14 protein-coding genes are annotated in these 14,974 nt (G+C 58.6%); 9 read left to right on the top strand and 5 right to left on the bottom strand.

Going from position 1 to position 14,974, the window contains the following annotated elements:
• Position 1: 1 nt before the first annotated feature.
• The 4 genes from ftsY to ACFVTJ_RS20185 all read right to left on the bottom strand — a co-directional run bounded on the left by ftsY (position 2) and on the right by ACFVTJ_RS20185 (position 4,821).
• Complete coding sequence (gene ftsY / locus ACFVTJ_RS20200; RefSeq protein ID WP_386910388.1) at positions 2-1,438, bottom strand: signal recognition particle-docking protein FtsY; 1,437 nt, start codon at positions 1,436-1,438, stop codon at positions 2-4.
• Between the two features lie 32 nt (positions 1,439-1,470).
• Entirely contained in the window at positions 1,471-2,745 is a 1,275-nt protein-coding gene (mtaB, locus tag ACFVTJ_RS20195) for a tRNA (N(6)-L-threonylcarbamoyladenosine(37)-C(2))-methylthiotransferase MtaB (RefSeq protein ID WP_386910387.1), read from the bottom strand.
• Positions 2,742-3,641 (bottom strand): diaminopimelate epimerase, encoded by a 900-nt coding sequence (gene dapF / locus ACFVTJ_RS20190; protein ID WP_386910386.1) that lies wholly within the window; start codon positions 3,639-3,641, stop codon positions 2,742-2,744. Before dapF ends, mtaB begins: the two co-directional genes overlap by 4 nt.
• A 109-nt stretch (positions 3,642-3,750) precedes the next feature.
• Entirely contained in the window at positions 3,751-4,821 is a 1,071-nt protein-coding gene (locus tag ACFVTJ_RS20185; protein WP_386910519.1) for an MBL fold metallo-hydrolase, read from the bottom strand.
• Between the two features lie 326 nt (positions 4,822-5,147).
• Here ACFVTJ_RS20185 and ffh point away from each other — a divergent pair, with 326 nt between their 5' ends.
• The 5 genes from ffh to trmD all read left to right on the top strand — a co-directional run bounded on the left by ffh (position 5,148) and on the right by trmD (position 8,848).
• Positions 5,148-6,719, top strand: a complete 1,572-nt coding sequence (gene ffh / locus ACFVTJ_RS20180; protein ID WP_142186820.1) for a signal recognition particle protein — start codon at positions 5,148-5,150, stop codon at positions 6,717-6,719.
• A gap of 10 nt (positions 6,720-6,729) precedes the next feature.
• Positions 6,730-7,047, top strand: coding sequence for a chorismate mutase (locus tag ACFVTJ_RS20175; RefSeq protein ID WP_269346833.1), 318 nt, complete (start codon positions 6,730-6,732; stop codon positions 7,045-7,047).
• Positions 7,048-7,080: 33 nt separating this feature from the next.
• Positions 7,081-7,458, top strand: coding sequence for a 30S ribosomal protein S16 (gene rpsP / locus ACFVTJ_RS20170; protein WP_004443943.1), 378 nt, complete (start codon positions 7,081-7,083; stop codon positions 7,456-7,458).
• Between the two features lie 120 nt (positions 7,459-7,578).
• A complete protein-coding gene (gene rimM / locus ACFVTJ_RS20165) occupies positions 7,579-8,145 on the top strand; it encodes a ribosome maturation factor RimM (protein WP_386910385.1) in 567 nt (188 codons plus the stop codon).
• A gap of 4 nt (positions 8,146-8,149) precedes the next feature.
• Positions 8,150-8,848, top strand: coding sequence for a tRNA (guanosine(37)-N1)-methyltransferase TrmD (trmD, locus tag ACFVTJ_RS20160; protein ID WP_386910384.1), 699 nt, complete (start codon positions 8,150-8,152; stop codon positions 8,846-8,848).
• Here the strand turns inward: trmD and ACFVTJ_RS20155 are convergent.
• A complete protein-coding gene (locus ACFVTJ_RS20155; protein ID WP_386910383.1) occupies positions 8,830-9,576 on the bottom strand; it encodes a sulfite exporter TauE/SafE family protein in 747 nt (248 codons plus the stop codon). The two genes, trmD and ACFVTJ_RS20155, sit on opposite strands and share 19 nt — an antisense overlap.
• A gap of 266 nt (positions 9,577-9,842) precedes the next feature.
• On the opposite strand from ACFVTJ_RS20155, the gene rplS reads away from it, so the two are divergent.
• The 4 genes from rplS (at position 9,843) to ACFVTJ_RS20135 (ending at position 14,889) form a co-directional block, all read left to right on the top strand.
• Positions 9,843-10,382, top strand: a complete 540-nt coding sequence (gene rplS / locus ACFVTJ_RS20150) for a 50S ribosomal protein L19 (RefSeq protein ID WP_046799594.1) — start codon at positions 9,843-9,845, stop codon at positions 10,380-10,382.
• Between the two features lie 322 nt (positions 10,383-10,704).
• Entirely contained in the window at positions 10,705-12,438 is a 1,734-nt protein-coding gene (locus ACFVTJ_RS20145) for a type I secretion system permease/ATPase (protein WP_386910382.1), read from the top strand.
• Positions 12,431-13,744, top strand: a complete 1,314-nt coding sequence (locus ACFVTJ_RS20140) for an HlyD family type I secretion periplasmic adaptor subunit (protein ID WP_386910381.1) — start codon at positions 12,431-12,433, stop codon at positions 13,742-13,744. The genes ACFVTJ_RS20145 and ACFVTJ_RS20140 overlap by 8 nt, the downstream gene beginning before the upstream one ends.
• Positions 13,745-13,926: 182 nt before the next feature.
• Positions 13,927-14,889: a rhizobiocin gene (locus ACFVTJ_RS20135; RefSeq protein ID WP_386910380.1), complete on the top strand. Its 963-nt coding sequence runs from the start codon at positions 13,927-13,929 to the stop codon at positions 14,887-14,889.
• Positions 14,890-14,974 lie beyond the last annotated feature (85 nt).

Below are 14,974 nucleotides of genomic sequence, written 5' to 3'. Positions count from 1 at the left end.
CTCAAACTCCCGCAATGGCCTTGGCGAAATCTTCCGCCTCGAAGGGCTCCAGATCGTCAACACCTTCACCCACGCCGATGAAGTAAACCGGCAGCTTGTGTTTGGCAGCGATGGCAACGAGGATACCGCCCCGCGCCGTGCCATCCAATTTTGTCATAATCAGGCCAGAAACACCCGCGACGTTGCGGAATATTTCCACTTGGTTCATGGCGTTCTGACCCGTTGTCGCATCTAGCGTCTGTAGCACGGTGTGCGGCGCATCTGGATCGAGCTTGCCGAGCACGCGCACGATCTTTTCCAGCTCCGCCATCAGTTCCGTCTTGTTCTGCAAACGGCCCGCGGTGTCGATGATGAGCACATCGCTTTTCTGCGCCCGCGCCTGCTCATAGGCGTCGTAAGCCAGACCGGAGGCATCCGCCCCAAGCTTTGTGCCGATAAAGTCCGAGCCGGTGCGGTCGGCCCATATCTTCAGCTGCTCGATGGCCGCCGCGCGGAATGTATCACCGGCCGCTAGCATCACCTTGAGGCCGGAACCTGACAGCTTGGCAGCGAGCTTGCCGATGGTGGTCGTCTTGCCGGTGCCGTTGACACCCACCACGAGAATGACATGCGGCTTGTGCGAAAGATCGAGCTCCAAAGGTTTGGCAACAGGCTTCAGCACCTTGGTGATTTCACCAGCCATAATGCGCGCCACATCCTCACCGCTGACATCCTTGCCGTAACGCTCCGAAGACAGGGCGCCGGTGATGCGCATGGCGGTCTCGACACCAAGATCGGACTGGATGAGAAGATCTTCCAGCTCGTCGAGCGTGTCCTCATCCAGCTTGCGCTTGGTAAACAGCGCCGAAATCTGCGTGGTCAGCTGCGACGAGGTGCGGGCGAGCCCGGCCCGCAGGCGCTGAAACCATGTCAATTTCACCTCAGGTACGGCAGGCGCAGGCTCCTGCCGTTCGCTGGCGGACGAAAAACCCTTTGGCAGAACTGGTGGTATAGCGGAAGGCTCGGCGGCAGTCGCGGCTTCCGCCTCGTCGAGCAGCGCATCCATCGCATCCGCATCCAGCACGACATCCACGGCTTCCGGCGAAGCCTCATCCTGCTCCTCGGCAGCGGCTTCCGCCTGTAGCAACGACAATGGCACCAGGCCCATATCACCGGAAAGCTCGGCACCGGGAAGAAGCGGCGCGTCCTCGTCTGCATTCTCTCCGGGGGAAGCTAGATATTCCGCCTCGTCAGGGGCCGGGCCGCCGGCCGTCTCCATCTCCAGGTCGGAAACCGGGTCCCTTTCGGCAACATCATGCGCTTCGGCGTCGCTCAGCGCCGCTTCGAAGGAGGCGTTTTCATTGCCGCGCGCAGACGCAGCGTCCTCTTGCGGCCGCTCTTCCGTTTCGGCCTTGTCCTTGCCGAACGAAAAGACTTTTTTGATGAAGCCGAGGGCCATGGTTGTTCCCGTGTCTCTTTTCTTGCGCTGCCTCAGGCCGCATCTGCCGCCAGAAGCCTCATATTCAGATGTTTGCCGTTGTGGCCGGTAATCGCAACCCGCGCAAGAGTGCGCGGCGCAAGATCAGGCGTCTCCACCAGCGTGAAATTATCCGTGTGGGCAAAGCCATTGTTTTCAACAAGGACGGTCTGCACCGAGCCGACCATGTTTTGCAGATGCGCCACCTTGAGAACCTCGCCGCGATCACGCAGCCTTGCTGCCCGCTCCTTCACAAGCGCTCGGTCGAGCTGCGGCATGCGCGCGGCTGGCGTGCCGGCACGCGGGCTGTAGGGAAACACATGCAGGTTGGAAATGCCGCATTCTTCCGCGAGCGTCGCGGCGTTCTCGAACATCTCTTCCGTTTCGGTCGGGAACCCGGCGATCATATCAGCTCCGAAAGCAATATTAGGTCTGAGCGCCCGCACCTCATGACAGAAACGGATGGCATCCGCCCGCAAATGACGGCGTTTCATGCGTTTCAAAATCATGTCGTCACCATGCTGGAGAGAGAGATGCAGATGCGGCATGAAACGCGGCTCATCGGCAATCAGATCCATCAGATGGTGGTCGGCCTCAATACTGTCGATGGAGGAAAGGCGCAGGCGCAGAATGTCCGGCACCTGCTTCAGCAATGTCTTGGCGAGATAACCGAGGGAAGGCTCGCCGGGCAGGTCGGCGCCGTAACTGGTCGCATCCACGCCGGTGAGCACGATTTCGCGATAACCGCTCTCCGTCAGCCGGCGGGCCTGATCCACCACCGCACCCATCGGCACGGAGCGAGAATTGCCGCGCCCATAGGGAATGATGCAGAAGGTGCAGCGATGATCGCAGCCGTTCTGCACCTGAATGAAGGCGCGCACATGCCCGTCGATGTGCTTCACCATCTGCGGGGCGGTCGCCTTGATGCTCATGATATCGTTGACGCGCAGCTTTTCTTCTGCGGAGACGCCGAAATCCGGCAAGGAACGATAGGAAGCGCTCTTCAGCTTTTCCTCATTGCCCAGCACGGCATCCACCTCGGGCATGTCGGCAAAGGTCTGCTTTTCGGTCTGGGCGGCGCAGCCGGTGACGATGATGCGCGCATGCGGATTGTCACGGCGGGCGCGGCGTATCGCCTGGCGGGCCTGACGCACCGCCTCCCCGGTCACCGCGCAGGTATTGACCAGCACGGCATTGTTAAGCCCGGCCTTTTCGGCCTCCGCCCGCATCACTTCCGATTCATAGGTGTTGAGACGACAGCCGAAGGTTATGACCTCGACGCCGCTCATACAGCCCCCCGCTCGACCGCATCCCGCGCCCAGGAACCGGTGACGGGGTCGACCGACCCGGACCATTCCCACTCGGCCGGCCCGGTCATGATGACGTGATTGTCCTCGCGCCAGTCGATCGTGAGCGGCACGCGGATCGGGCTTGATGCCACATCGATGCTGACCTTGCGGCCGGTGCGGCCTGTACGGGCAGCAGAGACGGCTGAAGCACAGGCAGCGGAACCGCAGGCGAGGGTCAGTCCGGCGCCGCGCTCCCACGTACGTGTGCGCAGCGCGCTGTCGGAAACGACCTGCGCCAGCGTGATATTTGCCTTTTCCGGAAAGATCGGATGGTTTTCAAGCAACGGCCCGAAGCGTTCAAGATCGAACTCCATCGGATCGCGATCAACCCAAAATACGGCGTGCGGATTGCCCATCGACATCACAGCAGGCGAATGCAGGATCGGCGCATCGATCGGTCCGATCTGCAACTCAATGCGGCTGGTATCGTGAAACTCCTCAGAGAGCGGAATGTCGCTCCAGCGGAAACGCGGCAGGCCCATGTCGACCGAAATCATGCCGTCTTCATGCTCGACGGCATTCAGAATGCCAGCGACCGTTTGGAAGGTGAAGCTGGTCTTGCCGGTTTCGGACGACAGCGCCTGCACCACGCAGCGCGTGCCGTTGCCGCAGGCCTGCGCCTTGGTGCCATCGCAATTGAGTATATCGATGAAGGCATCCGTGCCGCCCACCCGCGGATCGTGGATGGCCATGATCTGGTCGAATTGGGTGGCAGGATCGGCATTGAGGGCAATTGCGGCCGCTGGCGTGACCATATCCTTTCGGCCGCGCATATCGACAACCAGGATCTTGTTGCCAAGCCCGTTCATCTTCGCAAATTCGACCGTGTCCGCCATCGCTTTAAACCTGAAAACCGCTTTTCATACGGGATTTTCCCGTGCTTTCGCCCTATATGGCGGAAAGGCCGACAAATTACCAGACTGTTGCGGCGCAAACGGGGCGGTGTCAGGCGGAAGGCACGTCAAAAACCTCGCCGGGACGCATCGGTCGAAAACGGCTCTCGTCCACCCCCTGCTCCGCCAACGCCGCCTTGAGCGCCGCGAGCGGCGCATCGACGGCCTCATCGGTGAGCTGTACCGTGCCCCAGTGATGGCCGCACACATGCGCCGCTCCGCAAATCTTCATGCCCTCGACAGCTTCAGCGGGGTTTTGGTGCTGCCCCTTCATGAACCAGCGCGGCTCATAGGCGCCGAAGGGCAGGTTGGCGAGGCGGAACGCACCATGCTTCTTGCGTGCGGCGCGATAGTTGAGGCCCTCGTGAAAGCCGGTATCGCCGATATGGTAGATTTTCCCACCCGGCGTTTCGATGACGAACGCCGCCCAGAGCGCCATGCGGCGGTCGTTCAAGCCTCGCGCGGACCAATGGTGGCAGGGCTCGAAGTGAATTTTGACCCCACCGGCATCAATCACATCACCCCAGTCGCCGACCTCGATGCGAGCCGCCTCGACACCCGTGCGAATGATGGCATCATTGCCGAGCGGCGTGATGAAAAGCGGCTTGTGCGCCACATGCAGGCGCTTCAGCGTTTCCATATCCAGATGGTCGTAGTGATTGTGCGTCACCAGCACCAGATCGATGGGCGGTAGGTCCTCGAAACGAATGCCGGGCGGATTGACCCGCTTGGGGCCGACAAAGCTGAAAGGGCTGGTGCGCTCAGACCACACCGGATCGACGAGAATATTCAATCCCGCCGTCTGGATAAAAAAGGAAGCATGGCCGATGAAGGTGACACGCATGTCTTTACCCTCGACCCGGCTGTCCGGTTTCGCAAAGGGAAACGGGCTCGGATAGCTTTCCGGCCACTTGGCGCGCTCGCCGTTGAAACGCCATTTCAGCAGCCCTATGAAGTTGCTTGGCGGCGTACCTCCGGGATTGAAAAAACGTATCCCGTCGAAATGATCGGAGATTGGGCCGCTGTAATAGGCGCTGGCGCTTGAACGGCGAGCATAAAGGCCGCCGCCCGCCAGAGCGAGCAGACCAACAGCGGAAAAACGGAAAAATTTTCGACGGTTCATGAAAGATGTATAGGTGTCGATGCGGCGGCCTTCAAGGAGGGCGCGTACCGCTCTTGTAACGATCACGCGAAGATGAAATCGGCGCGTTTGCAGCTAAAATCCGGCATCGCCTTGACTTTTCCGGCACTTTCCTGTTTATCCCGCCCATCAGCTGGCAGTTTCACGACTCCAAGCCGCCGACCGGGACCCGAAAAGGTATAAAGAGATCCCGGAGGTCAACACCCGACAGCGCGATGCGCCCTCGGGTGCTTTTTGGCTTTGCGTCTTGTTTTTGCCAGCGAAAGCACCGACGTTTCGGAGACCCCGGAACGAAGAAGGAAAAAGCGATGTTTGAAAACCTCCAGGACCGCCTTGGTTCCATTCTGAATGGACTGACCGGCCGTGGCGCGCTGACGGAAGCCGATGTTGCCGCCGCCCTGCGCGAGGTTCGCCGTGCGCTGCTGGAAGCGGACGTGGCGTTGGAAGTCGTGCGCTCCTTCACCGATAAGGTGCGTGAAAAGGCCGTTGGTGCCGCCGTTCTGAAATCCATCAAGCCCGGCCAGATGGTCGTCAAGATCGTGCATGACGAGCTTGTCGAAATGCTGGGCACCGAAGGCGTCTCGATCGACCTGCATGCAGCCGCCCCCGTCGTCATCATGATGGTGGGTCTGCAGGGCTCGGGCAAGACGACCACGACAGGCAAGATCGCCAAGCGCCTGACCGACCGCGACAAGAAGAAGGTGCTGATGGCATCTCTCGACACGCGTCGTCCGGCCGCACAGGAGCAGCTTCGCCAGCTCGGCGTCCAGACCGGCGTCGACACGCTGCCCATCATCGCCGGCCAGTCGCCGACGGATATTGCCGCGCGCGCCGTGCAGGCCGCCAAGCTTGGCGGGCATGACGTCGTCATTCTCGATACCGCCGGCCGCACCCACATCGACGAACCCTTGATGCTGGAAATGGCCGACATCAAGAAGAAGTCCAACCCGCATGAAATCCTGCTGGTCGCGGATTCGCTGACTGGTCAGGACGCCGTCAATCTGGCGCGCAATTTCGATGAGCGAGTCGGCATCACCGGCCTCGTTCTCACCCGCATGGATGGCGACGGTCGCGGCGGTGCGGCCCTCTCCATGCGCGCCGTCACCGGCAAGCCGATCAAGCTGATCGGTATCGGTGAGCGCATGAACGAACTCGACGAGTTCCATCCGCGCCGTATCGCCGACCGTATTCTCGGCATGGGCGACATCGTCTCGCTGGTCGAGAAGGCCGCCGAAAACATCGACGCGGAAAAAGCCCGCGCCATGGCCGAGAAGATGGCCAAGGGCAAGTTCGATCTGAACGATCTCGCCGACCAACTTGCCCAGATGAAAAAGATGGGCGGCATGGGCGGCATCATGGGTCTGATGCCCGGCATGGCCGGCATGAAGGACAAGATGGCCTCGGCTGGCATGAACGACAAGATGTTCGACCGCCAGATCGCCATCATCTCCTCCATGACCAAGGCCGAACGCGCCAATCCGGACATTCTGAAACACAGCCGCAAGAAGCGCATCGCCGCCGGTTCCGGCACGGATGCCGCTGAAATCAACAAGCTCTTGAAGATGCATCGCGGCATGGCCGACATGATGAAGGCCATGGGCGGCAAGGGCAAGGGCGGCATCATGAAACAGATGATGGGCGGCCTTGCCGGCAAGATGGGCCTCGGTGGCATGATGGGCGGCGGTATGCCTGACCTGTCCAACATCGATCCGAAGCAGCTTGAAGCGCTGCAGAAGCAGGCGGAAGCCGCCGGTCTCGGCAAGCCGGGTGGAATGCCTGGCCTTGGCGGTCTGCCAGGCGGATTACCTGGTCTCGGTGGCGCAAAGCTGCCGGGTCTTGGTGGCATGCCGGGGCTTCCCGGTTTTCCGAAGAAGAAGTGAGGGCGCGCCAATGAACAATGCAGAGGTGAAAGCCCAGCTTTCCGAATACCGTCAGTCGATCGACAATATCGATGCCGCACTGGTTCACATTCTTGCCGAACGTTTTCGCTGCACCAAGGCGGTGGGCGTATTGAAGGCAAAATACAGTTTGCCGCCGGCCGACCCGGCGCGCGAGGAATACCAGATCGAACGCCTTCGCCGTCTGGCGAAGGACGCCAATCTGGACCCGGATTTCGCCGAGAAGTTCCTGAACTTCGTCATCAAGGAAGTCATCCGGCATCATGAAGCAATCGCCGCCGAACATGGCGGTAACGAAAAGACCGCCTGAAAGGCGGACAAGCCATCCTAAGGAGTATATCACATGGCACTTAAAATTCGTCTCGCACGCGGTGGTTCCAAGAAGCGCCCGTATTACCAGATCGTCGTTGCTGACGCCCGTTCGCCCCGCGACGGCCGTTTCCTCGAGAAGGTAGGTTCCTGGAACCCGATGCTCGCCAAGGACAACCCGCAGCGCGTTGAGCTGAAGGCTGACCTCATCAAGGAATGGATCGCCAAGGGCGCACAGCCGACCGACCGCGTTCTGCGCTTCCTCGCCGAAGCCGGTCTTGCCGAGCGCGCCGCTCGCAGCAACCCGGAAAAGGCAAAGCCCGGCAAGCGCGCCCTGGAGCGCGTTGCTGAAAAGAAGCAGAAGGCTGAAGATGCAGCCGCTGCTGCTGCGGAAGCCTCTGCTGCAGAATAATCTGCACGGAAACTTTTGAAGAACGGGTGGCATGGTTTCCCATGCCGCCCGTTTTTTGTTTATTTTGGCGTCAACAAACCTTAAAGCTGACGCAACCAACACCAGAAGACGGACAGCCCGATGGCAAAGCTGGAAAACCCGATACTCATGGCAAAGATCGGCGGCGCGCAGGGTCTGCGCGGCGAAGTCCGTGTGAGTACCTATACCGACGACCCGATGGCGCTGGGCGACTACGGCAATCTGGTCACTGCCGATGGCCGTGTCTTTGAAATTCTGGAAGTTCGTGAGGGTAAAAATGTCGTCGTCGTCCGTTTCCGTGGCATCAACGACCGCAACGCCGCGGAAAGCCTCAACGGGCTGGAACTCTTCATCGAGCGTGACAATCTACCGGATGATGAACTCGACGATGACGAATTCTATTACGCCGATCTGGAAGGTCTGGAAGCCGTCGACGCCGAGGGAAAAAGTTACGGCGCCGTCAGCGCAGTCTATGATTTCGGTGCAGGCGATCTGCTGGAACTGAAAGGCGCCGGCCGCCGCCCCGCCCTCATTCCCTTTTCCGAGGCTGCGGTGCTCGAAATCGACCTCGAAGCAGGGCGCATCCTGATCGACCCTATGGCCGCCGGCCTGATCGACAACCCGGACGACAAGGACCCAAACGGCGTACCGCCGTTCGGTAAGAAATAAATCCATGACCTTCAAGGCGACCGTTCTGACGCTCTACCCGGAAATGTTTCCGGGGCATCTCCAATATTCGCTAGCCGGCAAGGCGCTGGAGCGGGGGCAATGGTCGCTCGATGCCGTACAAATCCGCGAATTCGCCGCCGACAGGCATAGAAGCGTCGATGACACGCCGGCAGGCGGCGGCGCTGGCATGGTGCTGAAGCCCGACGTATTGGCCGCGGCCATCGATCACGTTTCGAATGGCGACACCCGGCCACGGCTGCTGATGAGCCCCCGCGGCAAACCGCTGTCGCAGACCCGTGTGCGCGAACTGGCGGCGGGAGACGGCGCGATCATCGTCTGTGGTCGTTTCGAAGGTGTCGACCAGCGCGTCATCGAAGCACGCGGGCTGGAGGAAGTGTCGATCGGCGATTACATTCTCTCCGGCGGCGAGCCGGCGGCGCTGACGCTGCTTGATGCCGTCGTCCGCATCCTGCCTGGTGTCATGGGCAACGATCTCTCCGGCGTGCATGAGAGCTTCGAGGGCGGTTTGCTGGAGCATCCCCATTATACCCGCCCGCAGGTGTGGGAAGGCCTCGATATTCCCGCCATCCTCACATCAGGCAATCATGCCGCCATCGACAAGTGGCGGCACGAACAGGCACTGGCGCTGACGAAGAAAAGACGGCCCGATCTGCTGGAAAAAACTCAGGTCGAAACGAAATAATAGGCCGTCAGCACCAGCCCGACTGCAATGACCAGCCAGCGGATGATCCATTGCGGCACTCGCCTTGCGGTGTGCACACCCACATAGCCGCCAAGTGCCGCCGCCGGAAACATGATGAGTGCCGCCCACCAGGACACGACGCCGCCGCTGACGAAAATCGTGATGGCGATGACGGCAATCACCACCGACAGCAGGTTCTTCAAAGCGTTCAGATGATGATAGCTGCCGCCGGAGGTTATCCCGAGGATGGCGAGCATCATGATGCCCATGCCGGCACCAAAAAAGCCGCCATAGATCGAAGCGAGCCCCTGAAAAACGAGGCTCGGCAGATTGCCGGGGGAACGCTCCCAACTCGCCTTCGGCCTGAGCCATGGGCCGGCAGCGAAAACCGCCGTGGCGGCCAGCAGCAGCCATGGCACGAGCTGCCGGAAGGCAGGATTGTCGAGCGACAGCAGCAGGAGCGACCCAGCCAACCCGCCGATGACAGAAACAGCAGACAGAAGAATCGCCTCGCGCCAATGGGCACGAATTTCCGGTCCATAGGCGATCACTGAAGTGATGTAGCCCGGAAATTGCACGATTGCCGAGGTGGCATTGGCAACGATGGGCGGCAAGCCGGCCAGCGTCATCGCCCCGAAGGTCAGGAAGGTGCCGCCACCGGCAATCGCATTGACGACGCCAGACAGAAAGCCTGTCGCAAACAGCATGAGAACGATGAAAACTGACATGGCCCCTCCCAAGGTTCTCATGCCATATCCGTCAAAATCGTGCTTCGCAACCGGTCGGATGCGGCGCGGTATTGATAAAAAATTGTCACGAAGGGATGACAAATGGCGCATGCTAGTATATGTGCGCGCTTGGAATTGGGGTTTTCCCCTTTAACCGCAAGCAAAGAATGGCGAACCCGCTCCTGCCGCAAGGCATGATCCCAAGGCTTTGACCGAAGGATGAACGTTGAGCGCTCTGGCTGTTTCAGAAGAAATCAGAGGTTAATATGACCAATATCATTCAGCAGCTGGAAGCCGAACAGGCTGCCAAGATCGAAGCAAAGCGCACCCTGCCTGACTTTTCTCCGGGCGACACGTTGCGCGTCAACGTTCGCGTGACGGAAGGTAACCGTACCCGCGTTCAGGCTTACGAAGGCGTTTGCATTGCCCGTTCTGGTGGCGGCCTTTCCGAAAGCTTCACCGTCCGCAAGATTTCCTACGGCGAAGGCGTCGAGCGCGTATTCCCGATCTACTCTCCGCTGGTCGAAGGCGTAGAAATCGTTCGCCGCGGTAAGGTTCGCCGTGCGAAGCTCTACTACCTGCGCGACCGTCGCGGTAAGGCTGCCCGTATCGTTGAAAACACCGGTACGCGCGCCCGCAAGCTGAACGAATCCGAGCGCCAGGCCGCTGCCGAAGAAAAGGCACGTCTGGAAGCCGAAAAGGTAGCAGCAGCACAGGCCCTGGCCGCCGAAAAGGCAGCAGCTGAAGCCGCAGAAGCCAAGGCAGCGGAAGAAGCAGCAAAGGCTGCAGAAGCCACAGCGGAATAAGATTTCCATTTCGATGGATGCATTAAAGGCGACCTTCGGGTCGCCTTTTTTGTGGTTTCGGGCTGCCAATCGAAACCGCAGGCCACAAATTACCAGTTCGGCACCAGGCCCTAGTGACGGGCGGCGGGCCAGAAACCTTACGAAAAGCTGTCGCTACTTCCCGTCTGCTGGTCCCACTTCAGTTTTTTCTGAATAAACCAACAGATTCCAAACAGATAACGGATATTTACTTATTTTTTCAGGCGGGTGTTTTAGCCCATCCTCGAATAGCATTGCCTAATCTCTTTTATTGTGCAATTTTCTTGCTGTTTTAGGTGTTATTATGTTTTTATTTAATTCTTTTTTAACAAAAAATAAGTCCGCTTTTTTCGCGGTTGGCCTCGCCAGCGCGTTGATGAACATCCTTAATCTTTCCGGCTCGCTTTTCATGCTGGAGGTTTACGACCGCATTTTGCCCAGCAAGAGCATTCCGTCTCTTGTAGCGCTGGTCGTTCTGCTGATCGTTCTCTACGCGTTTCTGATGGGGTTCGACACATTGCGAGGTCGCATATTGGCGCGCATCTCCGATAGTATGGATGACGCGCTCAATCAGAAACTTTTCAGGGCATCGATCAGCGCGCCGCTCCTCGCCTCAGCCAAGATCGACGGGCTGCAGATCGTCGGCGATCTCGATCAGATCCGCCAGTTTCTCTCCGGGCCGGGCCCGGCGGCGTTTTTTGATATTCCCTGGCTGCCCATCTATCTCCTGATCTGCTTTGCCCTGCATCCCTGGATCGGTTTTGCGGTGCTCGGCGGCGCCGTGGTTCTCGTCATGCTTACTCTTCTGACCAATTGGTTGACCGAAAGAGCGACAAAGCAGGCTTATACCGCCCGAGGCCAGAGAAACGTGCTTGTCGGTAGTAGCCAGCGCAACATCGAATCCATCAAGACCATGGGCATGATGGCTGCGGTGACGTCGATGTGGGACGAATTGCATTCCAAATATCGCTCCGTCACCCTGTCGACATCAGACACGACAGGCATGCTCGGCGCCATGTCGCGGACATTTCGCCTGTTGCTGCAATCCGGCGTCATGGCCATCGGCGCCGTACTTGTCATCGACGGCCACGCCTCGGCAGGCAGCATCATCGCTGGCTCAATCCTTTCCGCAAAGGCGCTCGGCCCCGTCGAACACGCTATCGCGAACTGGCGCAGCTTCATGACCGCAAGGCAGGGGTGGAAACGCGTCAATGAGTTTCTGGAACTGGTGCCGGAGCCCTCACCACCTCTCTCCCTGCCACGTCCGCAATATACCGTCGCCGTCGACCGGGTAACGGGTGGGCCGCCCAATGGCGCGCGCGATACGGTTTCAGACATCTCCTTCACGCTGAATGCGGGCGATGGGCTCGGCATCATAGGCCCAAGCGCCTCGGGCAAATCCACTCTGGCGCGTTTGATGACCGGCATCTGGCCCTACGAGCGCGGCTCCGTCCGCTTCGATGGCGCGGCACTGAACCAGTGGGATTTCGAGTTCCTCGGCAAATCCATCGGCTATATGCCCCAACAGGTGGAACTGATGCCGGGAACGGTCGCGCAGAATATCGCGCGTTTCGACCGCAACGCGACCGCGGAATCGATCGTTGCCGCAGCCAAGGCCGCCCAGGTGCATGAACTGATACTGAACCTGCCGAATGGCTACGACACCACCATAGGCGATCGCGGTGAGGCTTTGTCGGGCGGGCAGAAACAGCGCATCGGCCTTGCCCGTGCGCTGTTTGGCGAGCCTTTCTTTGTCCTGCTCGATGAGCCGAACTCCAATCTCGACAGCGAAGGGGAAGCGGCGCTGCGCAATGCCATTGGCGACATCCGGGCGCGTGGCGGCATTGTCGTCGTCATCGCCCATCGCCCCAGCGCCATCGAAAGCGTCAATATGGTGATGGTGATGAGCAATGGCCGGATGCTGCGCTTCGGCACCAAGGAAGAGGTGCTGGCACAAATCCTGCGGCAGAACATCCGCCAGGTGCCCGAGGGAGAAGAAACGCGCAAGATTGAAAACCGGGTGAGCGAAAATGGCTGAGACAGAAAAAGCCGGCACGACAAATTCATCCATACTCAGGCACTCGATCGCGGTGGTCGTTCTCGGTCTCGGCCTTCTCGTCGGAATGGGCGGCTGGGCGGCCTTCGCAAAGCTTGCCGGTGCGGTGGTGGCCACGGGCCGGGTTGTCGTTGAAGGCAATTCCAAAAAAATCCAGCATCTTTCCGGCGGCATCGTCAGTGAAATAAATGTCGTTGAGGGCGACAGGGTGGAGGCCGGCCAGGTCCTGTTGCGACTGAGCGCCACGGTCGTCCAGGCAAACCTCTCCATCGTCGAGAATACGCTCGCACAACTCTATGCGCGCCGGGCTCGCCTGCGGGCGGAGATTGCCGAAGAACCATCTTTCACCGTGACGGAAGACCTGGCAGCACTGACAAGTAAGAAAGCGGCCAAAACCTTCATCGATAGCGAGCAAAACCTTTTCAACAGTCGTCACAACGCGCTGATCGGCATGAAGAAGCAGCTTGCAACCCGAAAAGATCAGCTGGCCGACGAGGCGCGCGGCCTCGACGTGCAGGTCGAAGCCACGGAAAATGAACTCGCTATCGTGAAGGAAGACGTCTCCAAGACAGACGAACTCTTGAAAAAAGGACTGGTCACGCTGCAGCGTCTCAATCTCCTCAAGCGCCAGCTTTCCAATCTTGAGGGCCAGCAGGGCCAGTATATAGCGTCCCGTGCGCAGACGGTGGGAAAACTCAGCGAACTAGACCTGCAATTGCTTCAGCTCGATGAAGACCGCAAATCGGAGGTCACGAAAGATCTGACATCCATAGAGGCAACCGTTGCGGAATATGAAGAGCGGCTGGCGGCAACGCGCGACCAGCTGGACCGTCTCGACCTCCGCTCGCCGATTGCCGGTCGCATCTATCAGCTTTCAGTGCACAACATAAACGGGGTCATTCAACCCGGTGAAGTGCTGATGCTCGTGGTTCCCGATAAGGACGAGCTTGCAATAGAAGCGAATATAACGCCGCGAGACATCGATCAGATTTACGTCGGGCAGCCGGTTACCGTTCGCTTCACCGCGTTCAATCAGAGCACGACACCGGACTTAAGCGCGCAAGTTGCTGTCGTCGCCCCCGATCTGCAAACGGATTCCCGAACTGGCACATCTTATTACGTTCTGCGCATCAGACCCAACAAAGCTGACATGGGGCATATACCTGGCGGGAAGTTGTATCCTGGCATGCCAGCGGAAGTATTCATCCAGACCAGCGAAAGGAGTGTTCTCTCCTATTTTGTCAAACCATTCCAGGATAGACTTAGAAAGACGTTCATTCAGGAATGATTTTCAGTTACAGCCCTTATTCTGGGTATAATTTACCGATACACCAAATACGTGATTTTTTTAAAAAAAGTGTTTTTTCTTATATTGTATTATGGTTTTTTATGTATTAAATATCCCCCGCAATAATTAGTATAAATTCAATTTTAATTCATCCATTTCTCAAAGATTTATAGGAGTTTAAAATGGCGTTAAAAGTAACGTTCGGTAATGGTGGCGCCGCTTCGGTTTCCTCGCTTACCAGTTTGATCGACCAGGAAGCTTATAAGCTCCTCACGGAATCCACCGCCCAGATCAAGACCGGTTCCTCGATGGAATCCGGCAGCGTCAATGTCGGCTCCGTAGCGGTAGCGGGTACCGGTGCGGGTGGTACTGTCGATGTGGGTTATGACCCCAGCTCGAACGGCTTCAAATTTGACGTGTCGTCGGCGTGGAATTCGGTAAAGAACGCTCTTGCGCAGTCCGACACTTCTGAAAACCTTATCTTCAAGGATTTCGTTCAGGTCGACGTTCATCTCGGCGGCACCGGCTCGTCTTCTGTCGAAGTTCTCAATGCCAAGCGTGGCAATATCTCAACCGGCGCAGGCAACGACACCGTCATCGTCTCTGTCGTTTCGAACGAAAAGACCTGGGTAAACAATTTCAACATCGACACCGGCGCGGGCAACGACACGATCATCGTCAAGGCCGGCGCTGCATTCAATGACACGTCTGCAGCTGGCACCGGTGGCCTCGCTGCCAACACCGGCGCTGTGAATGGCGGCGCCGGCATCACCGACGGCAGCTTCACCTCGGTTAAGATCGACGCTGGTGCAGGTAACGACTTTATCGACCTGAGCGGCGTGAAGCTTGCTTCCTCGTTGGTGACCGGCGGCAAGGGCATAGACCACATCATCGCAAGCGGTGGCGCAGATACCTTTGTCTTCAATCTCGGCGACATGGCGAAGAGCTTCGCGACCGATACCATCGCCAACTTCGATGCCGCCATGGACAAGCTCAAGCTGGTGAATACGACAATCGACAATTGGGCCGTATCGACCATCGATAACGACACCATCCTCACCTACAACGTCACTGGCGAGCACAAGGGCGAGAAGATCATTCTTTCCAATGTTCACCTCACCGGCAACGATTGGTTCACCGCGTAATTCTCTTGAAGAAAACGCCATATACTGTCGCTTAAAATGATCGTGGCCCGGAAACATCCGGGCCGCGATTTTTATTACGCGCGAC

It is taken from the genome of Agrobacterium sp. NPDC058088 (assembly GCF_042885035.1).
Taxonomy (GTDB): domain Bacteria; phylum Pseudomonadota; class Alphaproteobacteria; order Rhizobiales; family Rhizobiaceae; genus Agrobacterium.
Note: the sequence above shows the minus strand (reverse complement) of the source record. Positions and strands in the feature narration are given on the sequence as shown.

Coding starts and splice junctions, on each gene's coding strand:
- rimM (WP_386910385.1), top strand. CDS start 7,579: ATGGCAAAGCTGGAAAACCCGATACTCATGGCAAAGATCGGCGGCGCG.
- ACFVTJ_RS20145 (WP_386910382.1), top strand. CDS start 10,705: ATGTTTTTATTTAATTCTTTTTTAACAAAAAATAAGTCCGCTTTTTTC.
- rpsP (WP_004443943.1), top strand. CDS start 7,081: ATGGCACTTAAAATTCGTCTCGCACGCGGTGGTTCCAAGAAGCGCCCG.
- dapF (WP_386910386.1), bottom strand. CDS start 3,641: ATGGCGGACACGGTCGAATTTGCGAAGATGAACGGGCTTGGCAACAAG.
- ACFVTJ_RS20185 (WP_386910519.1), bottom strand. CDS start 4,821: ATGAACCGTCGAAAATTTTTCCGTTTTTCCGCTGTTGGTCTGCTCGCT.
- ACFVTJ_RS20135 (WP_386910380.1), top strand. CDS start 13,927: ATGGCGTTAAAAGTAACGTTCGGTAATGGTGGCGCCGCTTCGGTTTCC.
- trmD (WP_386910384.1), top strand. CDS start 8,150: ATGACCTTCAAGGCGACCGTTCTGACGCTCTACCCGGAAATGTTTCCG.
- ffh (WP_142186820.1), top strand. CDS start 5,148: ATGTTTGAAAACCTCCAGGACCGCCTTGGTTCCATTCTGAATGGACTG.
- rplS (WP_046799594.1), top strand. CDS start 9,843: ATGACCAATATCATTCAGCAGCTGGAAGCCGAACAGGCTGCCAAGATC.
- ACFVTJ_RS20175 (WP_269346833.1), top strand. CDS start 6,730: ATGAACAATGCAGAGGTGAAAGCCCAGCTTTCCGAATACCGTCAGTCG.
- ACFVTJ_RS20140 (WP_386910381.1), top strand. CDS start 12,431: ATGGCTGAGACAGAAAAAGCCGGCACGACAAATTCATCCATACTCAGG.
- ACFVTJ_RS20155 (WP_386910383.1), bottom strand. CDS start 9,576: ATGTCAGTTTTCATCGTTCTCATGCTGTTTGCGACAGGCTTTCTGTCT.
- ftsY (WP_386910388.1), bottom strand. CDS start 1,438: ATGGCCCTCGGCTTCATCAAAAAAGTCTTTTCGTTCGGCAAGGACAAG.
- mtaB (WP_386910387.1), bottom strand. CDS start 2,745: ATGAGCGGCGTCGAGGTCATAACCTTCGGCTGTCGTCTCAACACCTAT.